Raw genomic sequence first — 22208 nt, 5'->3', positions numbered from 1 at the left:
GCGGCCCGGAGCCTAAGCCAGTTCGCCCGCGAGGTTCCGCCGCGCGGTGTCTTCCCAGAGGGACCGCCCGCGCCTGGTGTGGAAGAGCGGCTCCTGTGCCAGCAGTTGCCGGACGACGGCGGCGCGGCCGGCGGCGAAGTCGGCGTCGCCGATGTGCGCGAAGTCTTTCCGCACGGCCGCGAGGTAGCGGGCGTACTCTGCGGGGTCGCTCCCGAGGATGGAGAGGTCGGCGTCGCTGAGGAGGGCCGCGGCGTCGTCGCCCGGCTCGGGCCGGTGGTCCGCCGTCATCCGCACCAGCCGCCCCACCTCCTCCGCCTCGCCGTCGGGCAGGCCGGTGTGGGCCAGCCGTTCCTCGGCCAGGCGCGCGGACTCCTCCTCGTCCTCGCCCGCGATCCCGTGGTAAACCGCGTCATGGAACCAGGCCGCCAGGCGCACCGTCCGGGACGGCAGGCCGGGAGCGGCCAGCCAGTCCAGCGCCTCCAGCACCGCGAGCAGGTGGGTGCGGCCGTGGTAGTTCCGGTGCTCCTCACCCCACCGGTCCAGGAGGTCCAGGAAGAGCGCGTCGTGGCCGGGCAGGGTCTCGTTCCAGCGCGTCAGGAGCGGCAGCTTCAGGGAGCCGTTGCGCCTCCGGGCGGGAATCCGGAGTCCGCTGGCGATCAGCTTGCGCACCAGGACCCGGCCCTCCACCGGGATGGCGCCGGCGGCCACCAGCGCGTCGAAGCGGGCCTCGGCGACGTCGTAGTGGTCGCCGTCGAACGCCCGCTCCGGGATTCCCGCCGCCCCCGCGAACGCGTGCAACTCCTCAAGGGAGCTGTCGGACACCAGGTGCGAGAAGACGGTGCCGTGGGCGGGCCAGAGCGGGGGATCGATGTAGATGGCCATTCCGGCAGTTTACGAGGCGGCCGGCAGGATGTTCTGGTTGCCGCGGAAGACGTTCTCCGGATCGAACTCGCGTTTCACCCGGGCCAGCCGCCCGTAGTTCTCCTCGCCAAAGGCGGCACGGACCCGGTCCCGGCCCTCGTCACCGACGAAGTTCAGCCAGACTCCGCCGTTGGCGTAGGGGGCGATGTCCCGACGGAACTGCTTGACCCAGGCCTTGGCCTCCTCCGCGGCCGCCGCCGACGCCTCCATGCCGTACGGGTGCGTCACCCACTGGGCGCCGCGGTTCTGCAGCGGAGTCTGCGCCGCTGCGGGGCCGGCCACGGCGCCGCCCCACCGGGCCACGAGGTGCTGGGAGTGGGGTCCGGGAAGGCGGCTCGCCGCATCCACGATCACGTCCAGCGCGGCGTCCGGCAACTCGTCGTGGTACTCGGCGCTCCAGTAGTGGTAGAGGTCGGGCGGGTCATCGATCATGCACTGGAAGGCGGTGTAGTCCATGTCGCCCACCAGGTCGACGGCGGGCCCCAGCGCACGGAACGGGGCGGCCTCCTCGGCCCCGGCAGCCGGGTCGCCGGCGTAGAGGTATGCCAGGCCGACGGCGGGTTTGCCCACCATATCCTCGGGAACGAAGGGTTCCGGGGGCGCCGTGAGGAACACCAGTGCCGTGCCGACGGCGTCCGGTGCCTTCAGGGAGATGTCACGGTAGGCGCGGGCCAGGTCGGGTGCGTCTTCGCCACGGAAGAGCATGATGCCGGCGTGCACGGTGGGCCCCAGGTCGTGCAGCCCAAAGGTGAAGCCGGTGGCCACGCCGAAATTGCCGCCGCCCCCGTGCAGGGCCCAGAACAGCTCCGGATTCTCGACGGCGCTCGCCGTGACGCGGTCTCCGTCCGCGGTGACCAGGTCTACCGATTGCAGGTTGTCGCAGGCGAAGCCGTAGGAACGCTCCAGCCATCCCGATCCGCCGCCCAGGGTGAAGCCGGCCACGCCCGTGGTGGAGGCCCGTCCGCCGGTGCTGGCCAGCCCATGCTCCTGGGTGGCCCGGTCGAATTCGCCCCAGGTGACCCCGGCGCCGACCGTGACGGTGCGGTTGTCCGGGTCCACCGTGATGGACTTCATCGGCCGGACGTCCACCACCAGTCCGCCGTCGTTCGTGGACATTCCCGCCACCGAGTGCCCGCCGGCCCGGACGGCGACGTCGAGCCTGTTGGCGCGGGCGTGCGCGAGGGCCTCGGCCACGTCCGCGGCGCCGGCGCATCGGGCGATGACGGCCGGGCGCCGGTCGATCATGGCGTTGAAGAGTTTACGCGTTTCGTCGTAGGCCGTGTCCTCCGGCCGGACCCATTCCATGGCTGTGCTCCTAGCCGACCGGGGCCCACCCCACCCTCCCATGGTAGGCCGGATGGTCCGGCGGAACCATGGTGAGCCGGCGCCCGCGGCGCTTGCCGAAGATCCTCAAATGCGGTCCCAACGCGTCATGGAATCCGCATTTGCGGACTATAGTGGCGGCATGCCTACTTTTCGCGTCTCCGAAGCGGCCCGGTTCCTGGGTGTCAGCGACGACACCGTCCGCCGCTGGACCGAGAGCGGAACCCTGACCCCGCACCGGGACGACGCCGGCCGGCTGGTGGTGGACGGGCTGGAGCTCGCCGGCGTCGCCCGGGACCAGGCCAGGCTCCCCGAGGATCCGTCCCGCGGCGGCAGTTCGGCCCGCAACCGGTTCGTCGGCCTGGTCACCGGCATCACCGCGGACACGGTCATGGCGCAGGTGGAGCTGCAGTGCGGACCATTCCGGGTGGTGTCGCTGATGAGCAGCGAGGCCGTCCGGGACCTCGGGCTGGAACTCGGCTCCGTCGCCACCGCCGTCGTCAAAGCCACCACTGTGATCATCGAGAGCCCGCACGGAAGCGGTCCGCACGACGGCGGCCCGAACGGGAAGACCCAGGCATGAGCCGCCGAACAGCCGCCATCCTCCTGACCGCAGTCCTGGCCGCGGGCACCGCCGGTTGCGGCGCCACCGGCGGCTCCGGCTCCGGGGCACGGGTCCTCACGGTCTTCGCCGCCGCCTCCCTCAAGGCTCCCTTCACGGCGCTAGCCCAGAGCTTCGAAGCCAGCCACCCCGGCACCAGGGTGAGCCTCAGCTTCGCCGGGTCCTCGGACCTCGCCACCCAGCTGGGCCAGGGCGCCCCGGCGGACGTCTTCGCCTCCGCCGATCCCGCGAACATGGCCAAGGTGACCGGCGCCGGGCTCGCCGAGGGCAGCCCGCGGAACTTCGCCACCAACACCCTCACCATCGCGGTGCCGCCAGCCAATCCCGCCGGCATCACGTCCTTCGCGGACCTGGCCAGGCCGGGCACCCGCGTGGTGGTCTGCGCACGGCAGGTGCCGTGCGGCGCGGCCGCAGTGGCCGTCGAAGGCAAGACCGGGATGCGCCTGGCGCCGGTGAGCGAGGAATCCGCCGTCACCGACGTCCTCGGCAAGGTGGCGTCGGGGGAGGCCGACGCCGGACTGGTCTACGTCACGGACGTCCTGGGCGCGGCGGGCAAGGTCAAGGGCGTGCCCTTCCCGGAGGCCGCGTCCGCCGTCAACACCTATCCGATCGCGGCCCTGCGGGGCGGCCGTGAGAAGAACCTGGCGCAGGCCTTCCTCGACGAGGTCACCGGCGCCGAGGGCCAGAAGGTGCTGGCCGACGCCGGGTTCGGGCGTCCGTGAGGCGTCCGGGGGCGAGACGCCACGGCTACAGCGGTATCCCACCCTGGGTGGCGGCGCTCGCCGTCGTCGCCGCCGCGTTCATCCTGCTGCCCCTGGCGGCCGTGGTGGCCCGTGTCGACTGGCCCAACTTCCTGCCGCTGGTGACCTCGGATGCCTCCCTGACGGCGCTGGGCCTGAGCCTGCGGACGGCGGCGGCGAGCACCGTCGTCTGCATCCTCCTGGGGGTGCCGCTGGCGCTGGTGCTGGCCCGCGGCGAGTTCCCTGGGCAGCGGCTGCTCCGGTCCTTCGTGCTGTTGCCCCTGGTGCTGCCGCCGGTGGTGGGCGGCATCGCCCTGCTGTACACCTTCGGCCGGCAGGGGCTGTTGGGCCGCGGCCTGGAGGTGGCGGGCATCCAGATTGCCTTCTCCACGACGGCGGTGGTCCTGGCGCAGACGTTCGTCGCCCTGCCGTTCCTGGTGGTCAGCCTGGAGGGGGCGCTGCGGGCCGGCGGCCAGCGCTACGAGGCCGTGGCCGCGACGCTCGGCGCCCGGCCCGGAACGGTGCTCCGGCGGGTCACGCTGCCGCTGGTGCTGCCGGGCCTGGCCTCCGGGGCGGTCCTCTCCTTCGCCCGCAGCCTGGGCGAGTTCGGCGCCACCCTCACCTTCGCCGGCAGCCTGCAGGGCATCACCCGGACCCTGCCGCTGGAGATCTACCTGCAACGGGAGACCGATGCGGATGCCGCCGTGGCCCTGTCGCTGCTCCTGGTGGCCGTGGCCGTCATCGTCGTCGGGGTCAGCTATCGCGGGCCCGGTACGCCGTCCGCCGCGCCGTCCCGCACCCCGAACGCCGAACCGGCGGAGGCGACGCGATGACGTTCACGCTCGACGCCGTGGTCGCGGACCGCGGCCTGGACGTTTCGCTGACCCTGGGGGTGGGGGAGACCGTGGCCATTCTGGGTCCCAACGGCGCCGGCAAGTCCACTCTGCTCTCCGTCATCGCCGGCCTGGTCCGTCCGGACGCCGGTACCGCCGCGCTCGATGGCCGGCCGCTGTTCCACCTCGACGGCGGCCGCACCGTGTGGACCCCGCCGCACCGCCGCGGGACCGCGTTGCTGGCCCAGGAAGCCCTTCTTTTCCCACACCTGACCGCCCTGGACAACGTCGCCTTCGGCCCCCGCAGCGCCGGCGCCGGACGCGCCGCGGCCCGGGATGCGGCCGCCCGCTGGCTGGCCGAGGTCGAGGCCACGGACCTGGCCGGCCGCCGGCCCGGCGAACTCTCCGGCGGCCAGGCCCAGCGGGTGGCGGTGGCCCGCGCGCTCGCGGCCGACCCGGGCCTCCTGCTGCTGGACGAGCCCATGGCCGCCCTGGATGTCCACGCCGCGCCCCTGCTGCGGCGCCTGCTGAAACGGGTGCTGACCGGCCGCCGCGCCATCATCGTCACCCACGACGTCCTGGACGCCTACATGCTCGCGGACACGGTCGTGGTGCTCGAGGCAGGCCGGATCGTGGAGCAGGGGCCCACCCGCGAGGTGCTCACGCGGCCACGGAGCAGGTTCGCCGCCGGACTGGCCGGGCTCAACCTGATCCCCGGCACCGTGACGGCTGCCGGACTGCTGCCGGACCAGGCCGGCGAAGGGCCGGGAGGCTCGGGTGCCCAGAGTTCCCCGGTGACAGAGCTTGCTGGCCGGCACGAGGACACCCCGATCCCGGGCCAGGCAGGCGTGGCGGCGTTCCCGCCGTCGGCCGTCTCCGTCTTCCCGGACCAGCCGCACGGCAGCCCGCGCAACGCCTTCGCCGTCACCGTCACGGACCTGGAGCCGCACGGTGACCAGATCAGGGTCAGGGCGGGCGACCTCGCCGCGGACATCACCCCCGCCGCGTCGGCGGACCTGTCCCTGGCCCCGGGGGTTCGGGCCTACTTCGTGGTCAAGGCGGCGGCGGTCGCGATCTATCCGGCCTAGGGTGGAGGGAGCCCCACCCGCAACCAGGAGGAATACCGTGCAGCACTCTGAAACAGGCCAAGGACACACCGCGCTGGTGGTCGGCGCCAGCGGGATCGCCGGATCGGCCCTGGTCAACCTCCTCGCCGGCACCGGCTGGGACGTCCTGGCCCTGACCCGCAGCGGTGCCGTCCTCCCCGGTGCCCGCTCCATCGCGGCGGACCTCGGCTCCCCGGAAAGCCTTGCCGCGGCCCTGGCCGGCGAGCGGCCCACCCACGTGTTCTTCACCGCCTGGTCCAGGCAGGACACGGAACAGGACAACATCCGGGTCAACGCCGCGCTGCTGAGGAACCTGCTGGGCGCCGTCGCGCACAGTCCCGTCCGCCACGTTGCCCTCATGACCGGCCTGAAGCACTACCTCGGCCCGTTCGAGGCCTACGGCGAGGGCGACATGCCGGACACGCCGTTCCACGAGGAGGAGCCCCGGCTGCCGGTCGCCAACTTCTACTACAACCAGGAGGACGAGCTCTGGACCGCCGCGGAGCGGCAGGGCTTCACCTGGTCCGTGCACCGCGCCCACACCGTGATCGGCCACGCCGTGGGCAACGCGATGAACATGGGCCTCACCCTCGCCGTGCAGGCCTCGCTCTGCAAGGAACTCGGCAGGCCGTTCATCTTCCCGGGCTCCGAAACGCAGTGGAACAGCCTGACGGACATGACGGACAGCGGCCTGCTGGCCGAGCACATGGTCTGGGCGGCGACCGACGACGGCGCGGCGAACCAGGCGTACAACGTGGTCAACGGCGACGTCTTCCGCTGGCGCTGGATGTGGCCGCGGCTGGCCGCCTACTTCGGCGTCGAACCCGTCGGCTTCGAGGGCGAACCCCGGCCGCTGGAAATCCAGATGCAGGGCATGGAGCAGACCTGGGCGGACCTCGCGGCCCGGAACGTCCTTGCGGAGCCGGACCTGGGCCGGGTCTCGTCCTGGTGGCACACCGACGGCGACCTCGGCCGCAATATCGAGGTGCTGGCGGATATGAGTAAGAGCCGGGTGGCCGGGTTCGCCGGGTACCGCCGCACCCTCGACTCGTTCACGGATCTGTTCGACAGGTTCCGGGCGGACCGGCTGATTCCCTAGCGGGCGCGGACCGGGTGCTGGCTGACGATCGAGACCCGGTTGAAGGCGTTCATGGCGATTGCCAGCCAGCTGATCGCGGAGAACTCGGCCTCGCTAAGCTGCTGCCGGGCCGCCCTCCCCTCGTGCTCCCGGGCCGCCTGGTCCGAAATGTCGGTGATCGCCTCGGCGAGGGTCAGGGCGGCCCGCTCCTTGGCGCTGAACAGATCCGTGTCCCGCCAGGCCGGCAGGACCGCCAGGCGCTGAGCGGTTTCACCGTTCTTGACGGCGTCGTGGACGTGCAGGTCCAGGCAGAACGCACAGCCGTTGATCTGCGAGATCCGCACGTTCAACAGTTCGATCAGCGCCTGGTCCAGGCCGGCCTCGGTGGCGGCCTCCTTGGCCTTCAAACCCAAACCGTTGAGTGCCCGCCACGCGGCCGGGTGCTCCTTGTCCAGAAACAGGCGGCCGGAGGAACTGTTGCGATCGCCGTGCTCTGCGGCGGAAGTCTCATTCATGACCCCAGCGTACCGACACGCCAGACGGACCCGCAGAGCAGCATGTGACAACTTTGTCATATGTGTGACACACTCTGTGTGTAGCACTTATCCGATCCGGTCGTCGGTTCCTTGGGGGAACCGACAGCCGGATCGTTTGCTATGCGGGGGTGGACGGGGAAACGCCAGCCTGCGCGGCACCCGCCGAACCGGCCCTGACCAGTGACGCCCCGGCCGCCACGAGGTCCTTGCCGGTGCTGGCGACAGTGATCCCGGCGAAGTTCTCCGCGTAGGCGCCCAGGTCCTCGTGGAGGGAGCCGACGACGGCGTGGACCGGGGTGGCGCCGCTCCGGGCCAGGATGGCGGCGATGATCTTGCCCTGCCCGGTCTGGGAGTCCAGCCGACCCTCGCCGACCACCAGCGCCTCGCTGGCGGCGGCCAGGGCGTCGAAGCCGAGCAGGTCAAGGACATGGTCCGCGCCGGAGACCAGCCGGGCCCCGTACCGCGCCCACATCCCGCCAGAGAATCCCCCGGCGGCGCCCGTGCGGGCCACGGTCCGCGGGTCGCGGCCCAGGTCCCGGGAGAACCGGTCCGCCAGGGCCTCGAGCCGCAGGGTCAACGCCTCGACCTCGGCCGGTCCGGCTCCTTTCTGGGGCCCGAACACGCGGGCCGCGTCGCCGAAACGGGTGGTCACGTCGCTGAGGACCACCACCTCGGCGCCGTTGAGGCCGCCGCGTTCCTCAATCGCCGCGATGGCACCCGCCCCGCCGTCGGTGGTGGCGGAACCGCCGGCGGCCACCAGCAGGCGCCGCGCCCCGTGCCGGACGGCCTCGGCCATCATCACCCCGGTCCCGTACGTGCTGGCCCGGACGGGATCCCGGTCGCCGGCGGTGGGCAGGTTCAATCCGCTGGCGAACGCGAGTTCGACGACGGCGGTGCCGTCGGAGGCCAGCGCAAAGACCGTCTCGACGTCGTCGCCCCAGGGACCCACGGTGCGGACCCGGACCGGCCGGGCGTCCAGGCTGCGGGCCAGCACCTCGAAGGTTCCCTCGCCGCCGTCGGCCACCGGCAGCTCTACGGCGGTTCCTCCCGCTGAACGGATTCCGGCGGCGATGTGGGCGGCGACCTCGCCGGCGGCGAAGGTGCCCTTGAAGCTGTCCGGGGCGACGAGGATGGCCACGGCCCTAGAATCCGACCTGGTCACGGCCCTTGAGCTGCAGCATCTCACGGGCTTCGTCCGGGGTTGCCACCTCGAAGTTGAGCGCCTCCAGGATCGTGCGGATCCGGGTGACCTGCTCGGCGTTGGACGCGGCGAGCTGGCCGGGGCCGATCCACAGCGAGTCCTCCAGGCCCACGCGGACGTGTGAGCCCATCGCCGCACCGATCGTGGCAAGCGGCATCTGGTTCTTGCCGGCGCCCAGGATGGACCACTGGTAGTCCTCGCCCAGCAGGCGGTCCGCCGTGCGGCGCATGTGCATGAGGTCCTCGGGGTGAGCCCCGATGCCGCCGAGCAGGCCGAATACGGACTGCACGAACAGCGGTCCGCGGGCCAGCCCGCGGGCGTGGAAGTGGGCCAGGTTGTTCAGGTGGGAGATGTCGTAGCACTCGAATTCGAACCGGGTGCCGTTCTCGTTGCCGATGCCGAGGATGGTCTCGATGTCCTGGAAGGTGTTCTTGAAGACCAGGTCGCGGCTCTTCTCAAGACCCTCCCGTTCCCACTCGTGGCCGAACTCGGTGAAACGGTCCAGCATCGGGTAGAGGCCGAAGTTCATCGACCCCATGTTCAGCGAGGCCAGTTCCGGCTTGAACAGCGCGGCCGGCTGCATCCGCTCCTCCACGCTCATGTGGGGCGAGCCGCCGGTGGTGATGTTGATGACGGCGTCGGTGTTGCGCTTGAGCTTGTCCAGGATGGGCGCGAAGTGATCCGGGTCCTGGGAGGGCCGGCCGTCCTTCGGGTCGCGGGCGTGCATGTGCACGATCGCGGCGCCGGCCGCCGCGGCGCCGATCGCGGCGTCGGCGATCTCGTCCGGGGTGACCGGCAGGTGCGGGGACATGGAGGGGGTGTGGATGGCGCCGGTGACGGCGCTGGTGATGATGACTTTGCGTGCAGCAGCCATGGGAATCGCTCCTTCGGGACTCAGTACAGCTTCTCGGTGTTGCCGTCGACCGCGAGGGCCTGGCCGTTGACGTTGCGGGCCAGGTCGCTCGCGGCGAAGGCGGCCATGTTGGCGATGTCCTCGGCCTCGATCAGCCGTCCCAGCGAGGACTGGTTGTGGTACAGCTCGGAGACCTGTTCCTCGGGCAGGTCGAGCATCTGCGCCTTGGCGGCGATGACGGCGTCGATCCTGGGGCCGTTGACGGCGCCCGGGCAGATGGCGTTGACCCGGATCCGGTCCGGGCCCAGCTCGATCGCGAGGGTCTTGGTCAGCCCTACGACGGCCCACTTGGACGCGGAATACGCGCTGCGGCCGGCCATGCCGAGCCGGCCGGCGGCGGAGGAGAGGTTTACGATCGAGGCGTCGGTGCCCTGCCGGAGCAGCGGAAGCGCGTGCTTGATGCAGTAGAACTGGCCGTGGATGTTGACGTCGAAGGTGGCCTTCCACGCGCCGGCGTCGAGGGTCTCCAGCGGGCCGGTGGGCCCGGCGATCCCGGCGTTGTTGACCAGCACGTCCAGGCCGCCGAGTTCCGCGGCCACCGTGTCCATGAGTTCGCGGACCTGCGCTTCGTCGGAGACGTCGCTGACGGCGGCCGAGAGCCCGTTGACCTGCGCTTTCTCGACGGCGTCGGGGTCAATGTCGGTGACGAAGACGCTGGCTCCGAGGTCCTTGAACTTGGTGGCGATGGCCAGGCCGATGCCGTTGGCACCGGCGGTGACCAGAACGCGTTTGGCGGTGAAATCCATGACTTTTTCCTTGCGGTGGGAGTGGGACCGTTCCGCCGGCCCTTGGGGGCGGTACCGGCGGAACGAAGTGTGGGAGGCCGGCTAGTGGGCGGCGGGGACGGTGTCCGGGGTTTCGGTGCCCCGCTTGAGCAGCAGGGACAGGAGCGCCCCGACGATGCACACGGCCACGATGAACCACAGGCCCGAGAGCTTGGAGCCGGTGGCGTCCTGCATGAAGCCCATGACGTAGGGGCCGAGGAACCCGCCGAGCAGGCCGATGGTGTTGACGAAGGCGATGCCGCCGGCCAGGGCGGAGCCGCTGAGGCGGGTTGCCGGGTAAGTGAAGAGGATCGGCTGCAGGGCGAAGAAGTTGAATGCGGCCAGGCAGAAGCCAATCATGCCCAGCAGCGGGCCACCCACGGCGCCGAGGGCGAAGCCGGCGATGATGCCGGTCATGGTCCCGGTGACCAGGAGGCGGGAACGCTTGGCGTCGGTGGCGAACCGGGGCAGCAGCAGGGCTCCGGCGGCGGAGAAGATCCACGGGATGGACGTCAGCAGGCCGATCTGCAGCGGGTTGAGCTTCCCGTAGGTGCCGATGATGGACGGCAGGAAGTAGGACAGGGCATAGACGGCGATCTGGTGGGCGAAGTAGACGCCGACGACCAGCAGGATCTGCTTGTCCTTCATGGCGTCGAGAAGCCGGTGGTTGCCGGAGGCTTCCGCGCCGGCCTTCTCCTCGGCTGCGATCCGGGCCTCGAGGTCGGCGGCTTCTTCGGCGGTGAGGAAGGTGGATTTGCTGGGCCGGTCCGGCAGCTTCTTCCAGACGACGTAGGCGAGGACGCAGGCGGGGAGGCCCTCCACCAGGAACATCCACTGCCAGCCGTGCAGGCCGGCGAAGCCGTCCATGGTCAGGAGCAGGCCGCCGAGCGGGGCGCCCACGATGTTGGCGATCGAGACGCCGAGCAGGAACATGCCGTTGGCCTTGGCGCGGTCCTTGACCACGAACCACTGGGTGAGGAAGTACATGACGCCTGGGAAGAGGCCGGCCTCGGCGATGCCGAGCAGCATCCGCATGATGTAGAACGACCATTCGCCTTGGACGAAGGCCATTCCGGCGGAGATCAGGCCCCAGGTGATCATGATCCGCATGATCCAGAAGCGTGCGCCGACCTTGTGCATGATGAGGTTGGACGGAATCTCGGAGAGGGCGTAAGTCAGGAAGAACAGGCCCGCTCCGATGCCGTACGCGGTGGCGGAGATCCCGAGGTCGATCTCGAGGCGGTCCTTGGCCATGCCGATGTTGGTGCGGTCCAGGAACGCCATGATGTAGGCGCCGATGAGCAGCGGCATGACCCTGCGGAGGATGACGCCGTTGATTTGTTGCGGTGTACGCATCGTCGTTGGTGCGGAAACAACTGACATGGTTCTTCGTCCTTGAATTGGGGTCAGGTTGATGGGACGCCGGGCAGCCGGAAGGCAGCCCGGATACTGGCTGGTGGTGCGGGGTGAACGGGAAGGAAGGTCAGGCGCCTGCCGGTGGGCAGCCGCAGGTGCGGCCGACGTGGAGCCGGTGGGGGCAGACCAGGGAGGTGTAGCTGCGGGACGGGGCATCGATGCGCTGCAGCAGCATGGCGAAGGCCTCCTGCGCCATGTCCTGCTGCGGCTGGACGATGCTGGTGAGGTTGATCAGTCCGGAGCGGCTGTGCGGCAGCCCGTCGCAGCCGGCCACCGCCACATCCTCCGGGATGCGCAGGCCGCGTGCCATCGCGTACTCCATGACGCCAATGGCGAGTTCGTCGCTGCCGCAGACCACGGCGCGCGGCGGGTTGCCGCCGGCGAAGAGCCGTTCGGCGGCCAGTCGGCCGCCTTCGTTGTTGACGCGGGTGCTGATTTTCCGGTCCCCGCTGATGACGACGCCGGCGGTGGCCGCCGTGCGGACGAACGCCTGCTCGCGGGCCAGCGACGCCGTGGAGACGCGCGGCCCGATCACGGTGGCGATTTCCGTGTAGCCGTGGCCCAGCATGTGCTGCATCAGCTCGGTCGCGGCCGCGTCGTCGTCGATGCCGACGAAGTCGGCGTCGAGGAAGTCGGCCCGCCGGGACAGGCAGACGTAGGGGATGCGTGCGGCCCTCAGGGTTCGGAGGGCGCGGGCATCGTCCCGGAGTGAGGCGGCGAGGATGACGCCGTCCACCGCGCGGTTGGCGAGGGTGGCCGTGACCTGGGCCAGGATCTCGGGGTCGTCCTGGGTGGTGGCCACGAAGACTTCATAGCCGGAGTCGGCCGCGGAGGAGATGACCCCCTGGGCCCAGCGCGGGAACATCGGGTTGATGATGTTCGGAAGGATGAGTCCCACCACCCGGCTGCGCTGCAGGTCCGTGGACTGCGAGGACTTACGGGGTCTGAAGCCCAGCTCGTTGGCCACGTGGATGATGTGGCGGCGGGTTTCGGGGGAAACCCCGGCCTTGCCGTTCAAGACGTAGGACACCGACGCGGCGGACACGCCGGCGGCCCTGGCCACCGCCGCCGCGGATACCGGCGAAAGAGGGCGATCCGCGGATGCTGTGAGAGTGCGGTCCTGCATCACGGGCCTCCTTCACTGGTGTTGGCGTGATGTGACGTCAGTTACGCTATTTTGCCGCTTGAGCGTTAAGCAACGTTAAGTTGCCCCCGGCACTCCTCAGCGCCCGGCCTACAAGCCGGGGAGGGTCGTTAGCAGCCCCTCCCGGGCGAAGACCTGCGCACCCTCGGCCGTCAGGCGGATCGAGCGCGGATGGGATCCCCGCCTCAGCCACCCGTGCTCCAGCGCCGTCGTCACCAGGAGGTCGGGCAGGATTCCGGCGGCGTGGTCGAGCCGCTCGGTCCAGTCGAGGCAGGGCCGGACGAGCGGGCGGGACGGGCGTGCCGGGAGTTCGATCCCCAACGAGCGGGCCCACGCGTGTCCGGCGTCCGTGAGATCCCATCCAGTGGGAGTGACCAGCCCCGCGCGCCGCCAGTCCAGGGCCAGCGCAACCCCCAGGGCTCCCGCGAGATGGCCGTAGCAGGTCCGGCCGTGCTGCAGTTCGGCGTCGTTCTTGTGCTCCCGGTAACCCGAGGCGGCCGGGCGGCTCGCCGGGGCCAGGGCGATCAGCGCCTCAATCGACCCGGCGACGGCGGAGTTCTTGAGGCGTACGTAGCGGTGCCTCCCCTGCCGGACCTCCTCGAGCAGGCCGGCGTCCACCAACTGATTGAGGTGCGCCGTGGCCGTGCCCCGGCTGATGCCGGCGCTCGCGGCCATCTCGGCCGCGGTCCGGGCGCGGGTGTCCATCAGGGCCACGAGCATGGTTGCCCGCGACGCGTTTCCCATGGCCTGGGCAATCGACGCGAGATCCTCGGCCCACTGTGACGGCATCCTTCGATCTAATCACGGGCACGGTTTGGCCGGCGGCGAACTGTCCAGCGGTGAGGATTGACCCATGTTCAGCACCATTACGCCCGGCGCCCATTACTTCGGCTCGCTGGTGGCCCTCCTGACCACCGAGAATCCCGACGGCAGCACCAACATCACGCCCATGTCATCGGCGTGGTCGCTGGGGGACCACTTCGTCCTCGGCCTGAGTTCGCTGCACCAGGGGTTCGCCAACCTCATCCGGACGGGCGAGGTGGTTCTGAACCTCCCGGACGAGGCCATGGCCGGCAGCATCGAGCGCATCGCCATGACCACGGGCTCGCCGGAGGTCCCCCGGGAAAAGGCCGGGATGTACCGGTCGGAACCGGATAAGTGGTCCCTGGCAGGGTGGACGCCGATGCCAAGCGAGACAATGGCACCGCAGCGCATCTCCGAAGCCCCCGTCCACATCGAGGCGGGCCTGGAGAACGCCTGGCCGCTGGATGAGGGCCTGCACGCGGTCCAAGTCCGGGTCCGCCGGGTCCATGCCCGGCATGACCTGGTGCTCGATTCCGGCCGCGTCGATGTCGCGGCATGGTCGCCGGTGTTCTATACCTTCCGGCACTACTTCGGGCAGGGCAGACACCTCGGGGAAAACCGCCGGGCCGAGCAGCGGTTTCCCGGCCGGGGCCGCCCCCGCGCGGTAGGCGGGGGTGCGGGGATCCTGCGCCCCTAGACAGCGGTTTCGCCGTGGGCAAACATGGAGCCACAGAGGGTCTGGAAAAAGTTGAGCGGGGTACACTCAACTTAACAATCAGTCCCACCCGGAAGGAGCTCTCTTTGGACGCCAAATTCACCACCAAGAGCCAGGAGGCTCTTTCGGCTGCAGCCATGAACGCCTCGACGGCCGGCAACCCGCAGCTGGAGCCGGCGCACCTGCTCAAGGCCCTCATGGACCAGCGCGAGGGCGTCGCCGTCGCGCTGTTGCGCGCCACCGGCACCGATCCGGATGCCGTCAGCGTCCAGGCGAGCTCCGCCATCAAGGCCCTCCCGTCCACCTCGGGCAGCTCGGTGCAGCAGGCCCAGCTGTCCCGCACCGCCATGCAGGCGATCAAGAACGCGCAGAACGAGGCCGAGCGCCTCGGCGACACCTTTGTCTCCACCGAGCACCTGCTGCTGGGCCTCGCGTCCGGCAACGACGACGTCGGCCGGCTGCTGCGTGAGGCCGGCGCCTCGCACGAGGCGCTGCTCGCCGCCCTGCCCGGGGTCCGCGGCGACCGCAAGGTGGACAACGCCGACCCGGAGAACACCTTCCAGGCCCTGGAGAAGTTCGGCACGGACCTCACCGCCGTCGCCCGCTCCGGCAAGCTGGACCCGGTGATCGGCCGCGACGCCGAGATCCGCCGCATCATCCAGGTCCTCAGCCGACGCACCAAGAACAACCCCGTGATCATCGGCGAGCCCGGCGTCGGCAAGACCGCCGTCGTCGAGGGCCTCGCCCAGCGCATCGTCGCCGGCGACGTGCCCGAAAGCCTGCGCGGCAAGACCCTGATCGCCCTGGACCTGGCCTCCATGGTGGCCGGGGCCAAGTACCGCGGCGAATTCGAGGAACGGCTGAAGGCGGTCCTGGAGGAGATCAAGAATTCCGAGGGCCAGATCGTCACCTTCATCGACGAACTGCACACCGTGGTGGGCGCCGGCGCCTCCGGTGACAGCTCGATGGACGCCGGCAACATGCTCAAGCCCATGCTGGCCCGCGGCGAACTGCGCCTGATCGGCGCCACCACGCTGGACGAATACCGCGAGAACATCGAGAAGGACCCGGCCCTGGAGCGCCGCTTCCAGCAGGTCTTCGTCGGCGAGCCGAGCGTCGAGGACACCATCGGCATCCTCCGCGGCCTCAAGGAACGCTACGAGGCCCACCACAAGGTCTCCATCGCCGACTCCGCGCTGGTGGCCGCCGCGACCCTTTCCAACCGCTACATTTCCGGCCGCCAGCTGCCGGACAAGGCCATCGACCTGGTGGATGAGGCCGCCTCCCGGCTCCGGATGGAGATCGACTCCGCGCCGGAGGAAATCGACCAGCTGCAGCGCCAAGTGGACCGGCTGACCATGGAGGAACTCGCCCTGACCGGCGAGACCGACCCGGCGTCGGTGGAACGGCTCGAGGCCCTCCGGGCGGACATGGCGGACAAGAAGGAAGAGCTCGCCGGCCTCAACGCCCGGTGGGAGTCGGAGAAGGCCGGCCTGAACCGGGTGGGTGACCTGCGCGCCCGGCTCGATGAACTGCGGTCCGCGGCGGACAAGGCCCAGCGCGAGGGCGACCTGGAGGCCGCCTCCCGCATCCTCTACGGCGAGATTCCCGCACTGGAGCGGGAGCTGACCGCCGCCGCCGAGGCCGAGGCCGCCGTGCCGGACAAGTCCGGGCAGATGGTGGCCGACGAGGTCACCGCCGACGACATCGCCGAGGTCATCTCCGCCTGGACCGGCATCCCCGCCGGCCGCATGCTGCAGGGCGAGAGCCAGAAGCTGCTGGAGATGGAACACGTCCTGGGCGAGCGGCTGATCGGCCAGACCAAGGCCGTCACCGCCGTATCCGACGCCGTCCGCCGCGCCCGCGCGGGCATCAGCGACCCCAACCGGCCCACCGGCTCGTTCCTGTTCCTCGGCCCCACCGGGGTCGGCAAGACCGAGCTGGCCAAATCCCTGGCCGACTTCCTCTTCGATGACGAGCGCGCCATGGTCCGGATTGACATGTCCGAGTACTCGGAGAAGCACTCCGTGGCCCGGCTGGTGGGTGCCCCTCCGGGCTACGTCGGCTACGAAGAGGGCGGCCAGCTGACCGAGGCCGTCCGCCGCCGGCCGTATTCCGTGCTCCTCCTCGACGAGGTGGAGAAGGCCCACCCGGAGGTCTTCGACATCCTCCTGCAGGTGCTCGACGACGGCCGCCTCACCGATGGGCAGGGCCGCACCGTGGACTTCCGCAACGTGATTCTGGTGCTGACGTCCAACCTTGGCAGCCAGTTCCTAGTGGACCCGACGCTGGACGCCGCCGCCAAGCGGGACGCCGTCATGGCCACCGTGCACGCCTCCTTCAAGCCGGAGTTCCTGAACCGGCTTGACGAGGTGGTGCTGTTCGACCCGCTGACCGTAGAGGAACTCGCCCACATCGTGGAACTGCAGGTCAAGGAGCTGGGCGAACGGCTCAAGGGCCGCCGCCTGACCCTGGAGGTCTCCGAGGGGGCCCGCGCCTGGCTGGCCGTCACCGGCTACGACCCGGCCTACGGCGCCCGCCCGCTGCGCCGGCTGGTGCAGCGCGAGATCGGCGACCGGCTGGCCAAGGCCATCCTCGCCGGGGAGATCGCCGACGGCGACACCGTGGTGGTGGACACCGCCCCGGACCTGATGGAGCTCACGATGGGCGGCCCGGACGTCTCGGCCCGGCCCGACGGCGGCGCCTCCACCGGCAGCGGGCTCTCGGTCCGCCGCAAGGACTAGCGTCGAAGGACCAACCCGGCCGGACCGCTACGGTAGCAGGGACTCCATGATGACGTTCCCGGCGTCCGAGGCGGCGTAGCAGTCCACCCGCCGGTCTCCCGTACCCCAGCTCGATGAGCTGGGGTACGCGAGTTTGTAGCTCAGGGCGTAGTTGCCGGACTTCTCGGTCAGCTGCGCGGCCTTGCAGGCGTCCAGCGCTTTCTGCTTCAGCACGTCCCGGCCGGGGTAGGCGTCCGAGGCGGCGTAGGACTCGACCTGGATCAGCTGCGCCGAATGCGCGGTGTCGCACGCGACCACGGTGGATTTGGCGGCGTTGGCGTCGAAGTCCTTGAAGCAGTCGCCCAACCGGTAGTCCAGCGGGCTGACATTCTCCAACGGCAGCGCTCCCCGCTCGGCGGTGGGGGAGGAGGAGCTGTCGGCGGGCGCGGGCGCACCCGAGTCCCGGGAGCCGCCCGCCAGTGCGGCGATCCAGCAGATGAGCAGTGCCAGGACGACGGCGGCGGCGACGCCGGCGATCAGCTTCGCCCGGCCGGACCGGCGCACGGCCGCCGTGGCCCGGGCCGCCAGACCGCGGGCCTTGGCGCCGGCGCCCGAGGCACGGAGCTGGCCCATCCGGTCGGCGAGCAGCTGGCCCACCTGGCCCGTGGGGGACGTGCGGCGGGTGCGATTCGTTGCGGTCTGCGGGTCCGGTTCGCCGGAGGGGGAAGCCGCGGGAGGGACCCTTGCGAATGAGGACGTCGGGGGGGCGGCGGGCCGGGGCGGAATGACGGTGCCGAAGGGGGCGCGGGGCGCCTGGGGTTCCCCGTCGCCGTCGGCGTTCACCGGCGGAACCGCGGGGTTACGGGTATTGCCGTCCCCGGCCGTAGCGTCGCTCTCCGGCTTTTCGCTCACTCGGAACCCACCTTTTCAATGCATCTGGCCAGCCTGACGGTCCGGCTGGGCCCCGCTGGTGGGAGGCCCATCAGGAGACTCTATCGAATATGCCACGAAGGTTACGTTCCGGTAACCTCGCGCGTGCGCGGCGGAGAAGGCCGGGGAAGTGCCCTTAGCCTCCGCCGGCAAGCGGTACCTGCCGAAAGCATGTAATCTAGGTGTACGACAAATTGACCAATCATTCCGGGGCCTCACCGATCGCCAAGGTGACCACCTCCGGTCCAAGTACAAAAGGGGGTCACGCCATGGGGCGCGGCCGTCAAAAGGCAAAAGCTACCAAGCAGGCTCGGGACATCAAGTACTACTCCCCGAACACTGACTATTCCGCCCTGCAGCGCGAGCTGACGGGCCCGGGAAGTCGTCCCTCGAGCCACTTCGCGGATGAACCGGTTGAACCGGATTATTCGGCTTACGTGGATAAGTACGCGGACGATGTGGAAGAAGACGACGACGAGGTTGACACCCGTCGCATCGGCTAGTCGTTCCCTTTCCGGCGCGGTCTTTGAGCGCCGGACGTGATTTTCAGCCCGCCGGGCGCACCCTTACTGGGTGTGCCCGGCGGGCTTTCGCATGCCCTCACCGAATCCCGTTGCCGGGACCGTTTGAAAGGAGCCAGCATGGCGTTTCATAAGGCCTACGCCCCGGGCGAGGTGTGCTGGGCGGATCTCCAGACCCCTGACGTCGCGGCGGCCAAGGAGTTCTATGGCGCGCTGTTCGGCTGGCGCTTCGAGGACCTGCCCACCCCGGACGGCCGCAGCTATGCCAAGGCGTTCCTGGGCGGGGACCTGGTGTCCGTGATTGCCCCGCAGAACCCGGCGCAGGGCCAGTCCGGTACCCCGGCCCAGTGGAACGTGTACTTCGCCGTGGACGACGCGGCCGGGCTCGCCGCGGACGTGCCGCACACCGGAGGTGCGGTGGACTTCGGCCCGGAAGCGGTGGGTGACACCGGCACCATGGTCTTCTTCACCCCTCCCGGCGGAGGCGCCACCGGAGCCTGGCAGCCGGGCACGCACATCGGGGCCGCCCGCGCCGGTGAGGCCGGGGCACTGTCCTGGGTGGAGCTCCTCACACCTGAACCGCAGCGCGCCGTCGGGTGCTTCCAGACGCTCTTCGGCCACGAGGTCACCGAGTACCCGCAGGACGACGGCGGCACCTACACCACCCTGATGGTCGACGGCGTCGAGGTGGCCGGAATCGCCACCGTCCCGGCCGCCGAGAAGCACCTGGACCCGGGCTGGCAGGTGTACTTCGGCGTCGACAGCGTCCCCGCGGCCGTGGAAGCGGCCCGCGCCGCCGGCGCCACCGTCCTGGTCGAGCCTGAGGACGTCGAGGAAGCCGGCACCATCGCGACCATCCGGGACCCCCAGGGCGGCGTGATCAGCCTGCTGGAGGTCTAGGCACCTTCCGACGCGGACCTCACGGCCTCCACGCTTAAACGCCGCGGGCGCTCCCCACGATCTTGGGAAGCGCCCGGACGGTGGTTCAGTAACTAGCCGGCGTACGCGTTGACCATCCGCACGGCGCCGCCGTCGACGCCCTTGGCGCCCTGGACGTAATCCGGGCCGGACTTGTCGATCGAGTCGGAGTTCTCCCCGACGGTGCCCATGACCCAGGACGGCAGGCCGCGGGCGTTCAGGTGGGCCACGGCGGCGTCGGCGGCCTCAGGCGAGACGATCGCGACCATGCCGACGCCCACGTTGAGGGTCCGCTCCAGGTCGGCCAGCGGGACGTTGCCCAGCTCGGAGACCAGCTTGAAGATGGCCGGCAGCTGCCAGGTGGAGCGGTCCACGGTGGCCAGCAGGCCCTGCGGGAGGACGCGGGCCAGGTTGGCGGCCAGGCCGCCGCCGGTGACGTGGCTGAAGCCGTGGACACCCTTGGGACCATTGACCGGGAAGGTGCGGGCCAGGTCCAGGCAGTCCGCGGCGTAGACACGGGTGGGCTCCAGCAGTTCCTCACCCAGGGTGCGTTCGAACTCGGAGACCTCGCGGTCCAGCGCCCAGCCGGCGTGGTTGATGACGCGGCGGACCAGGGAGTAGCCGTTGGAGTGCAGGCCGGAGGAGGCCATGCCGATCACCACGTCGCCGGAGCGGACGCGGTCCGGGCCCAGCAGGGAGTCGGCCTCGACCACGCCGGTGGCGGCGCCGGCGACGTCGTATTCGTGCTCGCCCAGCAGGCCCGGGTGCTCGGCGGTTTCGCCGCCCACCAGGGCGGTGCCGGCCACCGAGCAGGCGGCGGCGATGCCGCGGACGATGTCCGCGATGCGCTCGGGGACCACCTTGCCGCAGGCGATGTAGTCGGTCATGTAGAGCGGTTCGGCGCCCACGACGACGATGTCGTCCACCACCATGCCCACCAGGTCGAAGCCGATGGTGTCGTGGATGTCCATGGCCTGGGCGATGGCGACCTTGGTGCCGACGCCGTCGGTGGAGGTGGCCAGCAGGGGACGCTGGTAGGTCAGCAGCCGGGAGACATCGAACAGGCCGGCGAAGCCGCCCACCCCGCCGATCACGGAGGAGTTGTGCGTGGCCTTGACGGCGTCCTTCATGAGTTCGACGGCGCGGTCGCCCGCTTCGACGTCGACGCCGGCGGAGGCGTAGGTGATGCCGGGGGTTCCGGCGTCGTTGGTGTCAGCGGCCGGGGAGGCGGAAGTCATACTGGCTCTTTCTTGTCGGCATCAAGCTGGTCGGCGGGGACGCGGTCGGCGTCGGTGAGCAGTCCTTCGAATTCGGCATCCGGGCCCGGGTCGCAGCCGGTGGCGCCGGCCTTCTCCGCCGGGTCCTCGCCGACCGGGATGGCGGCGTCGGCGTCGGCCGTGGCTCCGGAGGTGGCGCCCGGGGTCCCGGGGGTCGCGGCCATGGCGGGCAGGCTCTTGGCTTCCGTGCGCTCGAGCAGGTTCTTGCCGAGCTTCTCCGCGCCGGGGAGTTCGATCGGGTACTTGCCGGTGAAGCAGGCGGTGCACAGGCGTTCGCGCGGCTGCCGGGTGGCGCCAATCATGCCGTCCTCGGAGATGTAGGCCAGCGAGTCCGCGCCGATGGCCTGGGAAATCTCCTCGATGGTGGCGCCGTTGGCGATCAGCTCGGCGCGGGAGGCGAAGTCGATGCCGTAGAAGCAGGGCCACTTGACCGGCGGGGAGGAGATCTTCACGTGCACGGCGGCGGCGCCGGCCTCGCGGAGCATCCGGACGATCGCGCGCTGGGTATTGCCGCGGACGATCGAGTCGTCCACCACCACCACGCGCTTGCCGCGGATCACGGATTCGAGGGCGTTGAGCTTGAGCCGGATGCCGAGCTGGCGCAGGGTCTGCGACGGCTGGATGAACGTGCGGCCCACGTAGGCGTTCTTGACGAAGCCGTGCGCGAAGGGGATGCCGGATTCCTCGGCGTAGCCGACGGCGGCGGGGGTACCGGATTCCGGCACCGGGATGACGATGTCCGCTTCCTGGGTGTTCTCGCGGGCCAACTGGCGGCCCATCTCCACACGGGATTCGTAGACCGAGCGGCCGGCAATCGCGGCGTCGGGACGGGCCAGGTAGACGTATTCGAAGACGCAACCTGCCGGCGTCGCCTCAGCGAAGCGCTGGGAGCGGACGCCCTGTTCGTCGATGGCGATGAATTCGCCCGGCTCGATCTCGCGGATGAAGCTCGCACCCACCGTGGCGAGGGCGGACTGCTCGGAGGCGACTACCCAGCCGCGTTCCAGCCGGCCGAGGACCAGCGGGCGGATGCCGTAGGTGTCGCGGGCGGCGTAGAGGGTGCCCTCGTCCATGAAGACGAAGCAGAAGCCGCCCTTGATCTTAGGCAGCAGTTCCAGGGCGGTCTCTTCGAGGGACTTGCCCTCCTCACCCTCCAGCAGGGCGGTGACCAGGGCGGTGTCCGAGGTGTTGCCCTGCTTCATCTCACCGGTCAGCTGGCCGCCGTTGCGGTCCATAATCATGGCCTTGAGCTCGGCCGTGTTGGTCAGGTTGCCGTTGTGGGCCAGGGCCACCGTGCCGGTGGCAGTCGCACCCAGGGTGGGCTGGGCGTTGGCCCAGTGGCTCGCGCCGGTGGTGGAGTACCGGCAGTGGCCGACGGCGAGGTGCCCGGTCAGGGTGTTCAGCGTGGTCTCATCGAAGACCTGGGACACGAGGCCCATGTCCTTGTAGACGTTGATCCGCTTGCCGTCGCTGGTCGCAATGCCAGCCGACTCCTGGCCACGGTGCTGCAACGCGTACAGCCCGTAATAGGTGAGTTTTGCTACCTCTTCGCCGGGAGCCCAGACGCCGAAGACGCCACATGCGTCCTGCGGGCCTTTTTCGCCAGAGAGAAGGTCATGAGAAAGTTTTCCGTCGCCGCGTGCCACTGGTCGATTATCTCACGTTGAGTGGGGGTGCCGCTCCGAGGGGATCGAATGTGACCCCTCGGGGGATGAGGGGCCCT

General features: G+C 70.3%; 21 protein-coding genes. 9 read left to right on the top strand and 12 right to left on the bottom strand.

Annotated elements, in window-relative coordinates:
* Nucleotides 1-12: 12 nt before the first annotated feature.
* Together QWJ39_RS03770 and QWJ39_RS03765 are read right to left on the bottom strand one after the other, a co-directional pair.
* Nucleotides 13-882 carry a DUF4031 domain-containing protein gene (locus QWJ39_RS03770; protein WP_290256353.1) on the bottom strand — a complete coding sequence of 290 codons (870 nt, stop codon included), beginning with the start codon at nt 880-882 and terminating at the stop codon, nt 13-15.
* 9 nt (nt 883-891) lie between these two features.
* Nucleotides 892-2226 carry an FAD-binding oxidoreductase gene (locus QWJ39_RS03765; RefSeq protein ID WP_290256352.1) on the bottom strand — a complete coding sequence of 445 codons (1335 nt, stop codon included), beginning with the start codon at nt 2224-2226 and terminating at the stop codon, nt 892-894.
* Between the two features lie 160 nt (nt 2227-2386).
* On the opposite strand from QWJ39_RS03765, the gene QWJ39_RS03760 reads away from it, so the two are divergent.
* The 5 genes from QWJ39_RS03760 to QWJ39_RS03740 are packed head-to-tail and all read left to right on the top strand — an operon-like array spanning nt 2387 to nt 6644.
* Nucleotides 2387-2827, top strand: coding sequence for a TOBE domain-containing protein (locus tag QWJ39_RS03760; protein WP_290256351.1), 441 nt, complete (start codon nt 2387-2389; stop codon nt 2825-2827).
* Complete coding sequence (gene modA / locus QWJ39_RS03755) at nt 2824-3588, top strand: molybdate ABC transporter substrate-binding protein (protein WP_290256350.1); 765 nt, start codon at nt 2824-2826, stop codon at nt 3586-3588. Before QWJ39_RS03760 ends, modA begins: the two co-directional genes overlap by 4 nt.
* Nucleotides 3585-4439: an ABC transporter permease gene (locus tag QWJ39_RS03750; protein ID WP_290256349.1), complete on the top strand. Its 855-nt coding sequence runs from the start codon at nt 3585-3587 to the stop codon at nt 4437-4439. Before modA ends, QWJ39_RS03750 begins: the two co-directional genes overlap by 4 nt.
* On the top strand, nt 4436-5527 hold the full coding sequence (locus tag QWJ39_RS03745) for an ABC transporter ATP-binding protein (RefSeq protein WP_290256348.1): 1092 nt from the start codon (nt 4436-4438) through the stop codon (nt 5525-5527). Before QWJ39_RS03750 ends, QWJ39_RS03745 begins: the two co-directional genes overlap by 4 nt.
* Before the next feature lie 37 nt (nt 5528-5564).
* A complete protein-coding gene (locus tag QWJ39_RS03740; RefSeq protein WP_290256347.1) occupies nt 5565-6644 on the top strand; it encodes an SDR family oxidoreductase in 1080 nt (359 codons plus the stop codon).
* Here the strand turns inward: QWJ39_RS03740 and QWJ39_RS03735 are convergent.
* The 7 genes from QWJ39_RS03735 to QWJ39_RS03705 all read right to left on the bottom strand — a co-directional run bounded on the left by QWJ39_RS03735 (nt 6641) and on the right by QWJ39_RS03705 (nt 13386).
* A complete protein-coding gene (locus QWJ39_RS03735) occupies nt 6641-7138 on the bottom strand; it encodes a carboxymuconolactone decarboxylase family protein (protein ID WP_290256346.1) in 498 nt (165 codons plus the stop codon). The two genes, QWJ39_RS03740 and QWJ39_RS03735, sit on opposite strands and share 4 nt — an antisense overlap.
* A 139-nt stretch (nt 7139-7277) precedes the next feature.
* Nucleotides 7278-8297: a glycerate kinase gene (locus QWJ39_RS03730; RefSeq protein WP_290256345.1), complete on the bottom strand. Its 1020-nt coding sequence runs from the start codon at nt 8295-8297 to the stop codon at nt 7278-7280.
* A gap of 4 nt (nt 8298-8301) precedes the next feature.
* On the bottom strand, nt 8302-9234 hold the full coding sequence (locus QWJ39_RS03725) for a 3-keto-5-aminohexanoate cleavage protein (protein WP_290256344.1): 933 nt from the start codon (nt 9232-9234) through the stop codon (nt 8302-8304).
* 20 nt (nt 9235-9254) lie between these two features.
* Entirely contained in the window at nt 9255-10019 is a 765-nt protein-coding gene (locus tag QWJ39_RS03720) for an SDR family oxidoreductase (protein ID WP_290256343.1), read from the bottom strand.
* 81 nt (nt 10020-10100) lie between these two features.
* Nucleotides 10101-11420 (bottom strand): MFS transporter, encoded by a 1320-nt coding sequence (locus QWJ39_RS03715; protein ID WP_290256342.1) that lies wholly within the window; start codon nt 11418-11420, stop codon nt 10101-10103.
* A gap of 100 nt (nt 11421-11520) precedes the next feature.
* A complete protein-coding gene (locus QWJ39_RS03710; RefSeq protein ID WP_290256341.1) occupies nt 11521-12579 on the bottom strand; it encodes a LacI family DNA-binding transcriptional regulator in 1059 nt (352 codons plus the stop codon).
* A 108-nt stretch (nt 12580-12687) separates the two neighbouring features.
* On the bottom strand, nt 12688-13386 hold the full coding sequence (locus tag QWJ39_RS03705; RefSeq protein WP_290256340.1) for a winged helix-turn-helix domain-containing protein: 699 nt from the start codon (nt 13384-13386) through the stop codon (nt 12688-12690).
* A 64-nt stretch (nt 13387-13450) separates the two neighbouring features.
* Between QWJ39_RS03705 and QWJ39_RS03700 the strand changes: the two genes are divergently transcribed.
* Together QWJ39_RS03700 and clpB are read left to right on the top strand one after the other, a co-directional pair.
* Nucleotides 13451-14098, top strand: a complete 648-nt coding sequence (locus QWJ39_RS03700) for a flavin reductase (protein ID WP_290256339.1) — start codon at nt 13451-13453, stop codon at nt 14096-14098.
* Between the two features lie 104 nt (nt 14099-14202).
* Nucleotides 14203-16860, top strand: a complete 2658-nt coding sequence (gene clpB / locus QWJ39_RS03695) for an ATP-dependent chaperone ClpB (RefSeq protein WP_290256338.1) — start codon at nt 14203-14205, stop codon at nt 16858-16860.
* Nucleotides 16861-16887: 27 nt separating this feature from the next.
* Here clpB and QWJ39_RS03690 read toward each other — a convergent pair whose 3' ends face one another.
* Nucleotides 16888-17751: a septum formation family protein gene (locus QWJ39_RS03690; RefSeq protein WP_290256337.1), complete on the bottom strand. Its 864-nt coding sequence runs from the start codon at nt 17749-17751 to the stop codon at nt 16888-16890.
* A 287-nt stretch (nt 17752-18038) separates the two neighbouring features.
* Here QWJ39_RS03690 and QWJ39_RS03685 point away from each other — a divergent pair, with 287 nt between their 5' ends.
* Nucleotides 18039-18272, top strand: a complete 234-nt coding sequence (locus QWJ39_RS03685; RefSeq protein ID WP_290256489.1) for a DUF3073 domain-containing protein — start codon at nt 18039-18041, stop codon at nt 18270-18272.
* Between the two features lie 138 nt (nt 18273-18410).
* Entirely contained in the window at nt 18411-19190 is a 780-nt protein-coding gene (locus QWJ39_RS03680) for a VOC family protein (protein WP_290256336.1), read from the top strand.
* A gap of 92 nt (nt 19191-19282) precedes the next feature.
* Here the strand turns inward: QWJ39_RS03680 and purM are convergent, their stop codons facing one another.
* On the bottom strand, nt 19283-20446 hold the full coding sequence (gene purM / locus QWJ39_RS03675) for a phosphoribosylformylglycinamidine cyclo-ligase (protein ID WP_290256335.1): 1164 nt from the start codon (nt 20444-20446) through the stop codon (nt 19283-19285).
* Nucleotides 20443-22131, bottom strand: coding sequence for an amidophosphoribosyltransferase (gene purF, locus QWJ39_RS03670; protein WP_290256334.1), 1689 nt, complete (start codon nt 22129-22131; stop codon nt 20443-20445). Before purF ends, purM begins: the two co-directional genes overlap by 4 nt.
* Nucleotides 22132-22208 lie beyond the last annotated feature (77 nt).

The sequence above is a fragment of the Arthrobacter sp. YD4 genome, assembly GCF_030410515.1.
Classification (GTDB): Bacteria; Actinomycetota; Actinomycetes; order Actinomycetales; family Micrococcaceae; genus Arthrobacter.
This window is presented reverse-complemented; position numbering and strand designations above follow the sequence as displayed.